This is a genomic window from Anabaena sp. CA = ATCC 33047, assembly GCF_963870205.1.
Lineage (GTDB): Bacteria > Cyanobacteriota > Cyanobacteriia > Cyanobacteriales > Nostocaceae > Trichormus.
Genome location: NZ_CAWMSA010000006.1, coordinates 22,724 through 36,986 on the forward strand (window position 1 = coordinate 22,724; position 14,263 = coordinate 36,986).

General features: G+C 42.7%; 11 protein-coding genes. 8 read left to right on the forward strand and 3 right to left on the reverse strand.

Going from position 1 to position 14,263, the window contains the following annotated elements; translation table 11 throughout:
* The first annotated feature begins 19 nt into the window (after positions 1 to 19).
* Together AACS98_RS02465 and AACS98_RS02470 are read left to right on the forward strand one after the other, a co-directional pair.
* Positions 20 to 580 (forward strand): TolB family protein, encoded by a 561-nt coding sequence (locus AACS98_RS02465; protein ID WP_066375946.1) that lies wholly within the window; start codon positions 20 to 22, stop codon positions 578 to 580.
* Positions 581 to 666: 86 nt separating this feature from the next.
* The gene (locus AACS98_RS02470) at positions 667 to 1,191 is read left to right on the forward strand and encodes a TolB family protein (protein WP_066375948.1); all 525 of its coding nucleotides are present in this window, start codon (positions 667 to 669) and stop codon (positions 1,189 to 1,191) included.
* A 168-nt stretch (positions 1,192 to 1,359) separates the two neighbouring features.
* On the opposite strand, the gene AACS98_RS02475 is transcribed toward AACS98_RS02470, so the two are convergent.
* Complete coding sequence (locus AACS98_RS02475) at positions 1,360 to 2,352, reverse strand: succinate dehydrogenase/fumarate reductase iron-sulfur subunit (RefSeq protein WP_066375951.1); 993 nt, start codon at positions 2,350 to 2,352, stop codon at positions 1,360 to 1,362.
* A 1,367-nt stretch (positions 2,353 to 3,719) separates the two neighbouring features.
* Between AACS98_RS02475 and AACS98_RS02480 the strand changes: the two genes are divergently transcribed.
* Together AACS98_RS02480 and AACS98_RS02485 are read left to right on the forward strand one after the other, a co-directional pair.
* Positions 3,720 to 4,157 carry an AbrB family transcriptional regulator gene (locus tag AACS98_RS02480; RefSeq protein WP_066375953.1) on the forward strand — a complete coding sequence of 146 codons (438 nt, stop codon included), beginning with the start codon at positions 3,720 to 3,722 and terminating at the stop codon, positions 4,155 to 4,157.
* 189 nt (positions 4,158 to 4,346) lie between these two features.
* Entirely contained in the window at positions 4,347 to 5,216 is an 870-nt protein-coding gene (locus AACS98_RS02485) for a CPBP family intramembrane glutamic endopeptidase (RefSeq protein WP_369815927.1), read from the forward strand.
* Between the two features lie 135 nt (positions 5,217 to 5,351).
* Here AACS98_RS02485 and AACS98_RS02490 read toward each other — a convergent pair whose 3' ends face one another.
* Together AACS98_RS02490 and AACS98_RS02495 are read right to left on the reverse strand one after the other, a co-directional pair.
* On the reverse strand, positions 5,352 to 6,296 hold the full coding sequence (locus AACS98_RS02490) for a heme o synthase (RefSeq protein WP_066375954.1): 945 nt from the start codon (positions 6,294 to 6,296) through the stop codon (positions 5,352 to 5,354).
* Positions 6,297 to 6,699: 403 nt separating this feature from the next.
* Positions 6,700 to 7,683, reverse strand: coding sequence for a COX15/CtaA family protein (locus AACS98_RS02495; protein WP_066375955.1), 984 nt, complete (start codon positions 7,681 to 7,683; stop codon positions 6,700 to 6,702).
* A 403-nt stretch (positions 7,684 to 8,086) separates the two neighbouring features.
* Here AACS98_RS02495 and AACS98_RS02500 point away from each other — a divergent pair, with 403 nt between their 5' ends.
* From AACS98_RS02500 to AACS98_RS02515, 4 genes are all read left to right on the forward strand, one after another.
* Positions 8,087 to 9,169, forward strand: coding sequence for a cytochrome c oxidase subunit II (locus AACS98_RS02500; protein WP_066375960.1), 1,083 nt, complete (start codon positions 8,087 to 8,089; stop codon positions 9,167 to 9,169).
* 79 nt (positions 9,170 to 9,248) lie between these two features.
* On the forward strand, positions 9,249 to 10,967 hold the full coding sequence (gene ctaD, locus AACS98_RS02505; protein ID WP_066375962.1) for a cytochrome c oxidase subunit I: 1,719 nt from the start codon (positions 9,249 to 9,251) through the stop codon (positions 10,965 to 10,967).
* A 99-nt stretch (positions 10,968 to 11,066) separates the two neighbouring features.
* The gene (locus AACS98_RS02510; RefSeq protein WP_066375963.1) at positions 11,067 to 11,684 is read left to right on the forward strand and encodes a cytochrome c oxidase subunit 3; all 618 of its coding nucleotides are present in this window, start codon (positions 11,067 to 11,069) and stop codon (positions 11,682 to 11,684) included.
* 273 nt (positions 11,685 to 11,957) lie between these two features.
* A complete protein-coding gene (locus tag AACS98_RS02515) occupies positions 11,958 to 14,249 on the forward strand; it encodes a heparinase II/III domain-containing protein (protein ID WP_082803671.1) in 2,292 nt (763 codons plus the stop codon).
* Positions 14,250 to 14,263 lie beyond the last annotated feature (14 nt).

Consider the following 14,263-nt stretch of genomic DNA (forward strand, 5'->3'; position numbering starts at 1 on the left):
AAAAAAGTAAATATCTGAGGTGAAAAAATTTGCTTCTCAGTTTTGGCTCCAAAAACCGATTTATTGGAGCCTGGTTTTTAGCTTGGCAGGGTTGCTAGGCTCTTGTAGCTCAGGTGAGATTCCGCTTGGCCCTACTTCCCTCAATAGTCGTTACACAGAAGAGCAACCAGCCTTAAGTGGCAATGGTCGGTTTTTGGCGTTGATTTCCAATCGTAATGGTAGTCATCAGTTACTTGTGTATGATTTACAACAGCAGAGTTTTATCGCTACGCCTGGCTTAAATCGCCGCGAGACAATTATCGAAAGTCCCAGCCTCAGCTATACAGGACGTTATATTGCTTACCTAACCAGCGACCAAGGCAGACCAGTAGTAGCACTCTACGATCGCGCTACGCAACAGTCACAAATCGTTACACCCACCTATCGCGGTTGGGTGAGAAATCCGGCTATCAGTCCCGATGGACGTTATGTTGTCTTTGAAACAGCCGCCCGTGGTCAGTGGGATATTGAAGTTCTCGATAGAGGGCCAAATATTGAGTTAGATATTCCCAATGGTGCAACTGTAACTCCACCGCAGTAGGGAAGTGGGGGGGAGATGAGGGGGATGAGGGAGATGAGGGAGCGGAGGAGAATAACTAATAACTGATGACTAATGACTAATAACTAATGACTAAACGTCTTTTTATTCCTATATTTGCTTGTACAACCTTGTTAAGTGGCTGTTTTGGTTATCCTCGGTTGGTAAGTTATCCTTTTGATCCAGGTGGGAGGAGTCTGAATAGTCTTGCGTCGGAACTTAACCCGCAAACTTCCGGTAGATATATTGTATTTACAAGCGATCGCCGGGGTAGCCAAGACGTTTATCTGTTTGATACTCTGACGCGCAATTTAATTGATGTACCGGGTTTAAATGCCTTGGATACTATTGCTTCCCATCCCAGCGTTTCCCAAGATGCTCGTTATATTGTATTTGCTGCTAGTCGTCAAGGGCGATCGGCAATTTTTCTCTACGACAGAGAAACACGACAATCACGTAATTTAACGGCTAACCTGCAAGCAGAAGTCCGCAATCCTACTATTAGTGCTGATGGTAGTAGGATTGCTTTTGAGTTTAGCAATAACGGACAGTGGGACATTTCAGTTTATGACCGTTTTGGTCAACCTGTGAATGTACCTCAAGATCCACGATAGTTTGGGGATTGGGGATTGGGAAAAAAGAGGAATTGGGGCAGAGTGCAGGGGGAAAAGGGGAAAGTCCCCTCTCCCTTGCTCCCTGCTCAGAGTTCCCTTGCCTCTTGGGGGGATTGGGGATAAATTAACAGTCAACAGTCAACAATGTTGAATGAGAGAATTTTGAATTTATTTTTCTCTACTCCCTTCCTGCTGTTTTACTGCTTCAATGAGCGATCGCACTTGTGCTGTTCCTTCGGATGACTCGAATGATAGGGGGAATTTACCTTTAGCAATCATGCGTAATCCTAAAGGCGCAAGACTCAGCAACCCTTTCAAGTCTTTGAAGTAGTTACCAACAACTTGTAAGCCAAATTGCCTTTCGTCAATCCAACCACCTGCTTTCACTAAGTCCACTAAGACTTTACGGTGACGAATTGAGCGACTATCACTAGCTTGTTTGTGGGTAAGGATTTGTTGTTTAATTTTAGTGATTTGTTCTAATGGGGCAACTTCCATGGGACAGACTGCATCGCAGTATAGACAACGGGTACAACCCCAAACTCCTTTAGTGCCTTCGTTGTAATTTTCTAAGCGATTGGTTGTATCACTGTCGCGGGAGTCGGCAATCATGCGGTAGGCTTTAGCTAAGGCGTGGGGGCCGACAAAATCGCTGTTAACTTCACGGGCATTGCATTCAGAGTAGCAAGCACCGCACATAATACAGTTACCAGTTTGATCCAACAGCGATCGCTCTGCGGGTGTTTGTAAAAACTCTCTTTCTGGTATTTGTCGGGCGGCGGTACTGACATAGGGAGCTACGTCTGCTAAATTATCCCAGAAACTACTCATATCCACGACTAAATCCTTGATCACTGGCATATTGCCTAGGGGTGCGATCGTGATTTCTGGAATCGTATTTGCTGATTGGTTAAATCTGGCTAATTCACTGCCTACATTTTCCTTACAAGCTAAAGCAGAACGCCCATTAATTCGCATGGCACAACTACCACAGATGGTATTACGGCAATTTTTGCGAAATGCTAATGTGCCATCTTGCTCCCACTTAATGCGATTAAGGCAATCCAAAATCGTATTGCCTGGTTCTGTCTCTAAAAGGTAAGTTTGTAAGACAGGGGCAGAATTTTGTTGTTGTCGAATAATTTTAAAAATAACTTCCATTGTTAGCGACCAAAGTCTTAAAATTGCTTAATCAGCCGCAGAAATATTAAATTAAGGCTGGTGGCTGCGAAAAATGAGCTATACTTCTTGCCTCTAATTTCCAGACTGGTGTGAATAGGCTGATAATCAAAGAGCGACTGATTATAGTCTCAGGATAACCATTAAAATTTTAGTTGTAGAAGTGCTGTAGGCCAGATTGATATTTCCTTATGCGCCGAGAACCCAAAAAAATTATCGTTGTTTGTGATTTAGTTCACTGGTTTGGCAGCCTGAGTCAAGGGGATTGACCAGGCGGTGAATATACTTTTATCTCTTATATGGGAAAAATAACCAAAATAAATGCTTTTTAGGTTATCTTTACATCTTGAATCCAGTCTCTGTGATCTCCACCGCTTGGAAAACACCCTTCAATAGTTCCTAAGTGCTAATTTTATGGTTGTCTAGAAGCATTAAAGCTGATAATAAACATCCAGTCATCGCCATAAAGTCGTTGACAGATGTGAATAATTTTATTCTTCCCACAGACAGAAGTACATAAAAGACAAAAGCTTTTGCTCTGGGGATAATCAGCCAGAAGGTTAATCCTGATGCTTTTTCCTCTGCTCTCAATCAAGGAAATCACAGGAGAACACTCACTCATCAAAACTACTCATCTCATCAATTTAGATTAATTTTTATAAAAGCTGTACAGCAATCATCACTACAGTCATAAACTGCCAGTAAAATCCTCACCGCTTTTTTTCTCTAGGTGCTAGTGGATTTAGTGAAAATTTTCCCTGCAAGTTAAATTCAAAAAGAAACAATTATTTTGCTATTATTAGTCCATGCTAGTATTTAATATAAAATTACGAAGTCACAATCCCAGATCAATAGCCGTACAAGTGCGGCTAACACTGCTTAGTTTCTTCGTAATCTAGAGGCAATTTCATGCCTCGACAGGCAGGACAAAAGGGTGGATGTCCATCAGACCATATTCAAATACTATGCTGTCCTTTGCTTAAGAGTAAGCTGAGAGAAAACCTGACACCTCAAAAGCAATAAAGGCAAGGACTGCAAGTGGGCAACCTGCAATTTCTTGGGTCTACAACTTATTTGTAATCGTTAGACCAAAAGAGAAAATAATTGCATTTTCCATAGTGAATTATGGTTTAAAATGCCGTAAAATCAACAAAACTAATGCCTGTTAACCCCCTGACCTCTCAGTTGTTATGGTTATCCATAATAGAGGTTCTTGAGGTTAATCTCAGCAGGAATTCACCCTTGAGATGGAAGTCCCCAGTAGCTTTGTACAGATGCGAAAAAGTCAAAGACTGGTGTGAGACTACATAATTTATCAGTTTGGAGAGAGTAAGGAAAATTTGAGCATAATGACTGAAACTGCAACTGCCCCTTTAACTGGAAAAGCTCTGCTGGCTAAGGTAAAAGAACTTTCTAATTTACCACGAAGAGAAAGAGCCAAGCAGTGTGGATATTACACTGTTACTAAGAATAATCAGGTTCGCGTCAATCTCACTGATTTTTATGATGCTTTGCTATCGGCTAGAGGAATTCCCCTCAGTCCAGAAGCACCAAAAGATGGTCGTGGTCGTGAACCGACATATCGCGTTAGCGTTCATCAGAACGGTCAAATTGTCATTGGTGCGACTTACACCAAAGCAATGGGCTTAAAACCTGGTGATGAGTTTGAAATTAGACTGGGATACAAGCATATTCACTTGATTCAACTCAGTGAAAGTGATAAGAAAGAAATGGCATCAGACATTGATGCTGATGAATCTGAAGAAGATGTAGAAGACGAAGAATAAATTTTCTTGTCTTAGGGGTAAGTTGACGCTGAAAGCTTCTTGACTTATCCCTAACTTCAGAAAAAAATTGTATCTCTAATTGAATAATTGGCTCTAACACCAAAATCCGATTAGACCCCTTGCAGAATTCACCAGTTTTGGTAAAGTCTTGATTGATCAGCAAGACATTTATTCTGCAAGCAGTCTATTGTGCTTTTTTTAGATAATTTGACAAATTTACTTCAGCCATTCCTCAACAATCTACTGGCATTGATGAAAGATGCACCAGTCATAGTTGTGGTGATGGCATTTTTTCTTAGCTGGGTAGGTTGTTGGCTACCAGTGGCAGTCACATTACTCAGATTGCTGCATTGGCAACCACTAAAACCGCTACAACCACAGCAGAAATTACCGTTAATTGTCTCACTTTACCTATTAGCACCTCTGATGATATGGGGAGTTATGGGGTTAACTAATAGTTCTATTGGCAATTACGGATTTACTGCTAATTTTACCCTGCTCAGTTCCCTAGCACTTGGTTTCGGCTTAGGATTGCTGAGTATAGCTGTTTTATATATCTTTCAATTCTGGTTGGGTTGGTGCGACTGGGAAAAGTCCAACATTCAGCAACTACCAGCTAGATTTTTACCAATTCTATTAATAGCGTTGTTGGTTGGGGGTATAGAAGAATTAGTTTTTCGGGGTTTCCTGTTAACGGAATTAGAGCGAGAATACCCTCTATGGTTAGCAGCAGTAATTTCTAGTCTGATTTTTGCTGGATTACATTTAGTCTGGGAACAACGGGAAACTATCCCACAACTACCGGGGTTATGGTTATTAGGAATGATGTTAGTGTTGGCGAGGATAAGCGATCGCGGTAATTTAGGGATAGCTTGGGGATTACATTCAGCTTTAGTATGGGCGATCGCTACTATAGATACAGCCCAATTAATCACTTACACAGGTACAGTTTCCGAGTGGTGGACTGGTAAAAATAAAAAACCCCTGGCTGGGGTGGCGGGAATTGTTTGTGTTGTAGTGACTGGTTTAATTTTGTGGTTGTTAAGTAGCTCAACTTAAAAAAACGTAATACTCAGATCCCCGACTTCTTTGAGAAGTCGGGGATCTATCCCCATTATTTAGTAGTTTGTTTAATATTGAGTAATGCGATCGCGCCTTGAACTTTACCAACGCGATCGCTCAATTGTCCATGCGCTAACTAATGAAAGCGATTACAGCATTAACCACTCGATGGGTAATTGGTAGACTATCTATCACCATACTCAAACACAACAGCATCATGTATGAGATAGAAAAGAGAAACACATCTCTAGCTAAATTGCGATCTTCGGGGTTGTGTAACAAACACCAAGACTTACGAATAAATAATCCTCCCAACCCAGCCGCGAAGGCGGCGTAAATCATGCCGCTAGCGTGCAGAGGATACACCAATAACAGCGTCGCTACAACTGTAATTAGTGTGTAGTACCAAATTTGTTTGACGGTGACGGTAGCACCTTCCACTACAGGTAACATGGGGATGCCCACCTTAGCGTAGTCATCACGAATCATCAACGCCAAAGCCCAGAAATGGGGAGGTGTCCATAAAAAGACGATGGCAAAAATTAACCATGCTGCCCAGCTTAAAGTACCTGTGACGGCTGCCCAACCGACTAAAGCGGGAATTGCACCAGCCGCCCCACCAATCACAATATTTTGGGTACTATGACGCTTGAGCCAATGAGTGTAGACCAAAACATAAAAAATAATGCCGGATAATGCTAGTAAAGCGGCGAGGAGATTGGCGAATACTGTCAGGAGTGTAAAGGAAAGTATTGCTAGTGCGATCGCAAAAATTAACGCATCACGGGGTTGTACCCTACCGGAAGGCATAGGACGATGCCGCGTCCTTTCCATATCATAATCAATATCACGGTCATAGATACAGTTAATTGTCTGCGCGCTAGCAGCCGCTAAAGTCCCGCCAGTCAAGGTTACTAACAAGAGTAATGGATCTACTTGTCCCTGGGCAGCAATCCACATACTCCCAGCAGTAGTAATTAACAGCAATGGGATAATCCGAGGTTTAGTGAGCTGATAATAGCTGTGAATTACCTGTAAAAAGTTTTCGTGGTGGCGAGAGACATTAGTCTCAATCATGTTCGCTTTAATTCCTTATTTTTCAAGAACTTAAGTACAGCCCTTGTGTGAGGGTTGTATTCCTTGCCTTTAGAACTGCCATGTAGAGAGTGTGGAAAGGAAAAAGGCAGGGGGTGAGAGTTGTGAACAGAGGGGTAGGGAGTTTGCTTCTACTTCCTCTTTACTTTTTCATGGTTTGTTGGTGTAAGGAGTTCATTACCAACTACTTATGGCTTTTTTCTAGAGTCAATGCTGACGCAGGGGAATTTTTGTAAACTGCCACCACTTCTAGTTATGGGGATTAATACTATAGGTGATGTCAAGTTGGTTACAACACTAAAAGAGGAATGGCTAATGGCTAATTGCCATTAGTCATTAGTAACCATAAAGGTAATATCTAGGATGCAAGCAAACTTGAGAGTAGTTACAGATTTGAGCCATTCGCTTGGGTACTGGTAGTAGATGCGGTTACACCCACAAAGGCAGTATTAATTTCACGGCTAGCACTCCAGTCACGTAATGCCAGAACGGTAAAAGCGACTAAAGTACCTAACAGAGTGGCACCCACAGCTTGGTGAGATACAGTCAGAGGTTCGACTTGCAGATGTAATCGGAAAGTTGCAACTCCCAACAATAGCTGTAAAACCAATAAGACACCAGCCATATTAGCCAAGCGTCGCAAAGCTGGGTGTAGTGCTGGTGTACGCCAGGAAATGATCACCACTGCCAAAGTTGCCACTGTTGGCGGTACTAAGCCAAAAATATGGCTATACATCACACCGCAAAGTTGAGAACCTGCAAAACACTGGTGTAAAGCCCAACGAGAACCGACCAAAGCACCTAGTAGACTCTGCACGTAAACTAAAATTGCGGCGGTTAAACCTATCCACGGCAGCTTACCTACGTTTCCTGTTCCCTGATAGGGAGTCAGCGCGATGCCGACAATTAACAGGGTAGTGAAAAATAATAAAGCTGTGCCTAAGTGGGCTGTAACGATATCAAATCGTAACAATTCAGTAACGGTGAGTCCCCCCAAAATGCCTTGGAAGACGATGAGAAACAAGGCAAATGTCGATGCCCAGGGTAACCAGGTTGGTAAAACTCGACGATGCCACCAGGATAAACCACAGAGGGCGATCGCACTCACACCAATCAAACTAGCATCCAAGCGGTGAAACCATTCCAAAAACACTTGGAGATTCATTTGTTTAGCTGGCACCAGTTCCCCATAACACAGTGGCCAGTCTGGGCAAGCTAGCCCAGCATTCATGACGCGGGTAGCACTGCCGATAGCCATCAAAATCAAGGTAGCTATACACATCCGCCATACCAAGCGACGAATTACATCCTTGGGCTTTTGCTGCATTGCTGCCGATTCATTTTGTTGTTCTAAGACAAATTCGTTCATGAAGGATACCTTCAGCCCGCTATTGGTGAAGTTTTGAGAATTTTCTATTTTCATTACTGACTCATCTCCACCCTAGCGTATAGAACCAGGGTTAATTGTTTAGCTTTTACTTAATACTTTGAATCACTCTGGCTGTTGCTAGCCGGAAGCTTTAGGTATTTTTTAAGTTGTCAATAATTTCTTAAGATTCATCAAGGTGAATTTCCTAAATTTTCCTTAAATTTTGCTAATTTTTGACATCTACTCTCGGCAGTATCTAATAGTTATCTTTTACTCAAAATTCTGATTGTAGGCGAAAAAATTAATAAAAATTTCAGAACAGTCGTCTCCATATCTAATAGCCTGGTCTACCGTAGTAAGTGAGTTACTTTGAGATAACGTGATCAATTCATTTAAGTGAATCGTGAAAATTCCAAGTTCAATCTGGACATTACTAATTGGCATTGGGCTAACTCTGATTAGCCTGTGGTACGGACAAAATCATAATTTGTTGCCAGTTGCCGCATCAGATGAGGCTGTCTTGGTAGATGGTCTGTTTAATACGATGATGACTGTTTCAGCAGGTATATTTTTGCTAGTTGAAGGTGTATTATTTTACTGTGCATTTAAATATCGTCGCCGACCTGGTGATCAGGAAGATGGGCCACCAATTGAAGGTAATGTACCTTTAGAAATACTCTGGACTGCAATCCCAGCAATTATCGTTATCGGTATTTCTGTCTACAGTTTTGATGTTTATAACGACATCGGTGGTTTTGATCCCCACGCCATCCATGAAGCCCCAATTATGCAGGAATCGATGACAATGCCTGGGGCGGCGATCGCCGCAACTTTAAACGATACCCCTCCTAAGACTGCGCCTAACCTGAATCAAGAAAAATCTGATCAGGCTATGCAAGATCCAGCTACAGCCGCAGTCCGCAATGCGGATCAAATTCCCCAAAAGCAGAATGCTCCGGGTGTGGGTAGCGTTGCACCCACTATTGGTGCTAGTCGGGAAAAAGCTGGGCAACCACCGGAATTAACAGTCAATGTGACTGGTTTGCAATACGCTTGGCTGTTTACCTATCCCGAAACAGGTATTACCTCTGGGGAACTGCACGTTCCCATTGGGCGAGAAGTGCAAATTAATATGACAGCGAATGATGTCATCCACGCTTTTTGGGTGCCAGAGTTTCGTCTCAAGCAAGATGCAATTCCCGGTAGACAGACTGAAATTCGCTTCACGCCTAAGAAAGAAGGTGACTATGCGCTGATTTGTGCTGAACTGTGCGGCCCTTACCACGGCGCAATGAGAACTCAGGTAGTAGTTGAGTCACAGGCAGCATTCGACAAATGGATGCAGGAACAGGTAGCTGCGAATAATGACACGCTTCAAGAAGCGATCGCTATTAACCCAGCTAACCAATCCCCAGACGAATTTCTGGCACCTCATACCAAAGACATGGGAATTAACCCCGAAATCCTCCATCAAGTTCACCAATAGTCAAAAAGTCCATAGTCCACAGTCCAAAGCTACAACCAATGACTAATGACTAATGACCAATGACTAATAACAAACAACCATGATACAAGCTCAATTACAAGAAACAGCCAACATCCCTGCTCATATTGAAGAACCAGGGGTAAGACATTGGCGAGACTACTTTAGCTTTAATACAGATCACAAAGTAATTGGACTGCAATATCTCGTTACTTCCTTCATTTTTTACTGCATTGGCGGCGTTTTAGCTGACTTAGTGCGTACAGAACTACGAACTCCAGAAGTAGATTTTGTGAGTCCAGAACTTTACAACAGCCTGTTTACACTGCACGCCACCATCATGATTTTCTTGTGGATTGTGCCAGCCGGGGCGGGGTTTGCTAACTTTCTCATCCCCTTGATGATTGGGGCGAAAGATATGGCATTCCCTAGGCTGAATGCTGTGGCTTTTTGGTTGATTCCCCCAGCCGGGTTGTTGTTAATTTCCAGCTTAATCATCGGGGATGCAGCCCAAGCCGGTTGGACTTCCTACCCTCCTTTAAGTTTGGTAACAGGACAGGTGGGTGAGGGCATTTGGATTATGAGTGTCCTGTTGTTGGGTACTTCGTCGATTTTGGGGGCAATTAATTTTCTTGTCACCCTGCTGAAAATGCGAATCCCCACTATGGGTGTTCATCAAATGCCCTTGTTCTGTTGGGCAATGCTGGCGACTTCGGCGTTGGTTTTACTATCAACACCAGTGTTAGCAGCAGGTTTGATTCTGCTGGCTTTTGATTTATTGGCAGGAACAACATTTTTTAATCCCACTGGTGGTGGTGATCCGGTGGTGTACCAGCACATGTTCTGGTTTTACTCTCACCCGGCTGTGTATATCATGATTTTGCCTTTCTTTGGGGCAATTTCTGAGGTGATTCCGGTTCATTCCCGTAAACCAATTTTCGGTTATAAAGCGATCGCCTACTCTTCCTTAGCCATCAGTTTCTTAGGGCTAATCGTTTGGGCGCACCACATGTTTACCAGTGGGATTCCTGGTTGGTTGCGGATGTTCTTTATGATCACCACTATGATCATTGCTGTACCCACAGGAATCAAAATTTTTAGCTGGTTAGCGACAATGTGGGCTGGCAAAATCCAATTCAACCCTGCCATGTTGTTTGCAATGGGTTTTGTGGGAACTTTCGTCATTGGTGGCATCAGTGGCGTGATGTTGGCAGCCGTGCCTTTTGATATTCACGTTCACGACACTTATTTTGTGGTGGCACACCTACACTATGTATTGTTTGGTGGTAGTGTGTTGGGTATTTTTGCCGCTATTTATCACTGGTTCCCGAAAATGACGGGGCGGATGATGAATGAAACTTGGGGTAAGGTGCATTTTGCCCTGACGATTGTGGGGCTAAATATGGCATTCCTACCAATGCACAAGTTAGGGATGATGGGCATGAACCGCCGGGTGGCTCAGTATGATCCCAAATTTACCCTGTTAAATGAAATTTGCACTTACGGTGCTTACATTCTGGCTGTTTCCACATTCCCGTTTATCATCAACGCTATTTGGAGTTGGATGTACGGAGAGAAAGCGGGTAATAATCCCTGGAAAGCACTCACCTTAGAGTGGGCGACTACCTCACCACCAGCCATTGAAAATTTTGAAACACTGCCAGTGTTAACCCATGGCCCCTATGACTATGGTGTAGAACTCGCACCTGCTGATGTCTCCCCATCTGAAAATCCCGTACTCAGGGCTGATACTGATGAGCCATATCCCAGCATTGAGTCTGATTTAGAGGTTAGAGGCTAGGGGAGCAGAGGGAGCAGGGGAGCAGGGGAACGGAGAAAGAAACACTTTTACCCAATCCCCAATCCCCAAACTATTCACATTTCACACTTGTCAAAATTCATGCAAAGTCAAACAATTGACCCAGCGAAAACAGAACTGAATCATCATGCGGCGGCGATCGCTGCTCATGAAGAACATCCCGATCATCGTCTGTTTGGGATATTTGTGTTCTTGATTGCTGAAGGAATGATTTTTATGGGGTTGTTCGGAGCTTATCTAGCTCTCCGTTCAACTTTACCTGCGTGGCCGCCCGCAGGTACACCAGAGTTAGAACTGCTACTACCTGGAGTTAACACTGTCAATCTGATTGCTAGTAGTTTTGTCATGCACAATGCTGACACTGCTATCAAAAAGAATGATACCAAGGGAATGCGTACTTGGTTAGCGATTACCGCCGTCATGGGTACAATTTTCTTAGTCGGTCAGGTTTACGAATATACACATTTAGAATTTGGTCTGACTACTAATTTATTTGCCAGTGCCTTTTATGTGTTGACGGGTTTCCACGGTTTGCACGTTACTATCGGCGTTTTGGCGATTTTGGCTGTGTTGTGGCGATCGCGCTCTCCCGGTCACTATAGTAGTGAAAAACACTTTGGTGTGGAAGCTGCGGAAATTTATTGGCACTTTGTTGACGTAATTTGGATTATTTTGTTCGGATTACTCTATTTACTGTGAGAATTCATTATTTAGTTGTTCACTCCACGCGGACAACTTCCAAATTTCCCCCCTTTGGGGGTTTTTTTTTAGGAAATGCTGAGTTAGAAACTTTCTTGTGTATTTCTGTAACATCAAATACAGTCAATACTGGTTTCTTGAGGAGAAAAATTAACAATAGTGTAGATGAGTTTGCCGAATCAAACCTAACTATATCAAGACTTTTGCGGTTTTCGCTGTTACTCAGCCGCATTTACTACTCAAATCAACTAAACCTGATTGCAATATAAGCTGATGGCAAGCAGGTACAATACACTAAGTAAATACGCTGATAATAAAGGTGCAACTGTCATGGGATTGTTGATTTCAGATGATGAACTGATAGCCCTTGAGATAGCTAATGATCGTCGGCATGATTTCTTAATTGCTCTGTTGGAACGTACTATCAAAAATACTCAATATCCAGGGTTGGTACAACCTTCAGATACTAATGAATGGTGGCATATTATTTGGGAACGTTTAAGCGATGTAGCATTTATTTGCTTTTTAGCGCAAAAATCCCATAATTTTCAGGTAAGTCAAAATAAATTTTTATCTGAAGATAATACAATATCCAAACAACAATTATTGCCGTTAATATCTGATCTGGTTAACCAAGTAATTAAATCTCATGGTTTAACGCCTGAAACAGAAATAGTCAGGCTCAAAGAATGGCTGAAGGCTGTTGTGTTAGATGTTATACGTAAATCGGCGGATGAGTGGGTAGGGCCTTGGTTTAGAAAACGCACTAAACCATTATCAGGACAGCTTGAGACTGCTCATGCGGGAATTGCGATCGCAATTGTTCTTGATCTTTGCCCAGATATCTTTACTACCACTGAGTTAGATGAAATTCGTGCAGCTTTGAGAAATAAGCCTCAAAAACTATGTCGAGAATGGCTGGATAAAACCATTAAAAACCAACAAATTAAGAGCAACTGGTTTATGGTTCTTCTCAATGGCTACGGCACAGTGTCGGCAATCCTGGGCGATCAAGCAGGTGTACAAAAGTCTGTAGAAGATTACGAATTTGCTGTCAAGCTATATAACCAAGATAGCTATGCTGAATCTCTACAATACTGGAACTACGCAACTCTGCACCTGGCACACTTATTTGAAGTGCTTGTGCATTATGATCCATCCTTAGAAAGCAAGCTGGATATATCCTGTTATACTCGCTGTTTGCCTTGGGTTGTATCATCATTCCTTCAAATGAAACCTCTGCCTGGGTGGGGAGATTTACCTTATCCTCGTTCTTTAAATTGGGGTGATTCGGCTGCTATATTCAGACCTACGGCTGATCTGTTACTCCATATCTCCCGACGGGCTAAAAAAACTATGCCAATGGAAGCAGGTTTAGCATTTTGGATGTTTCAGGAAACCTATCAAGAACCCAAATTAGGCCCTGATGATCGAGCTACCTTTGGCTTTTTTAATAATTTTCTGTTCCCGACTCTGCTCAACTGGAGATACGCGGACAATTCCATCACACCTGAGCAAGCTAACCTTCCCTTAGCAGCAAAATTCAGCAATGGCACTGTGATTGTTCGCGATCGCTGGCATCATAAATCCACAGTTCTCTCCGTTCAAACTGGATATGAGCCTTTACGTGCAGTCGCTCATCGTCATGAGGATCTAAATAGTTTTATACTCTCCTACGGCGGCGAAGACTTTTTCGTTGATCCTGGACATTGTTGTTATCGTCTGAAAATTCAACGTCTCTCAAAATCCGCAGCTTTTCACAATACCTGGACTTTTATCACCAAGAATTTTCCCACGATCAAACAAAAGCCTATACAGGGAAGTATCTACAAAAATGCCCCAGTTCTTAGTCAGATGAAACTACTTTCCCAAAAAGGGAATATGACTGTTATCGAATCTGATGCGGCGGACGCTTATAGTAAGTCTATCATCCAAAGAGAACGCTTCAAATTCTCTTATGGTAAGCCACTCCAAAAAGCTCAAAGAACATGGATTTTGTGTGGAGCAAATAGTCTCTTCCTTGTAGACAGAATTCAATCCCAACAATCAATAGCAGTTCAAGCATCTTTTTTGCTGAATAATCGGGATGGAAAACTGGAAACTCAAGTTATCTCTCCTCGTGAATTACTATTTCGGCGCGGTGATGTTTCTGTTAAATTTGTGCTTGTAGCCGCCATTTCCAGAAACTACTTTTGGTCTGCTCCTGATTCTCCTCTATATTTAGATGGTAAAAATCATGATACTAATGTGAAGTTTGTCCAGAGAGACGGCTATGTTCACGACTGTTATCACCCCCAGCCCAACCAACTAGGCCAAGGGGCTGAAGGTTCTGGCAAAATATGTGAATGGACTACCCCCTTTGGTCGTGACCATCTGCTGATCTATGCTATTGCTATGGATAATCACGAGCAGATTTTGAACTGGCAAATTGAGCATGTCAATCACAGCAAAATTCTGATTTCTCCTCCTGCACACCAGGGAAGCTTTCAACTACAAACTCAACAAGACGGCAGTCTATTAGTTGAAGACACCGTTGAAAAAACACAAATAGTTATTCCCTATTAAGCAATCATCGTCTC

What these genes read in the sequence shown, in the direction of transcription:
- AACS98_RS02490 (WP_066375954.1), bottom strand. Translation starts at nt 6,296, where the DNA reads ATGATTGAGACTAATGTCTCTCGCCACCACGAAAACTTTTTACAGGTA.
- AACS98_RS02470 (WP_066375948.1), top strand. Translation starts at nt 667, where the DNA reads ATGACTAAACGTCTTTTTATTCCTATATTTGCTTGTACAACCTTGTTA.
- AACS98_RS02510 (WP_066375963.1), top strand. Translation starts at nt 11,067, where the DNA reads ATGCAAAGTCAAACAATTGACCCAGCGAAAACAGAACTGAATCATCAT.
- AACS98_RS02480 (WP_066375953.1), top strand. Translation starts at nt 3,720, where the DNA reads ATGACTGAAACTGCAACTGCCCCTTTAACTGGAAAAGCTCTGCTGGCT.
- AACS98_RS02475 (WP_066375951.1), bottom strand. Translation starts at nt 2,352, where the DNA reads ATGGAAGTTATTTTTAAAATTATTCGACAACAACAAAATTCTGCCCCT.
- ctaD (WP_066375962.1), top strand. Translation starts at nt 9,249, where the DNA reads ATGATACAAGCTCAATTACAAGAAACAGCCAACATCCCTGCTCATATT.
- AACS98_RS02515 (WP_082803671.1), top strand. Translation starts at nt 11,958, where the DNA reads ATGGCAAGCAGGTACAATACACTAAGTAAATACGCTGATAATAAAGGT.
- AACS98_RS02495 (WP_066375955.1), bottom strand. Translation starts at nt 7,683, where the DNA reads ATGAACGAATTTGTCTTAGAACAACAAAATGAATCGGCAGCAATGCAG.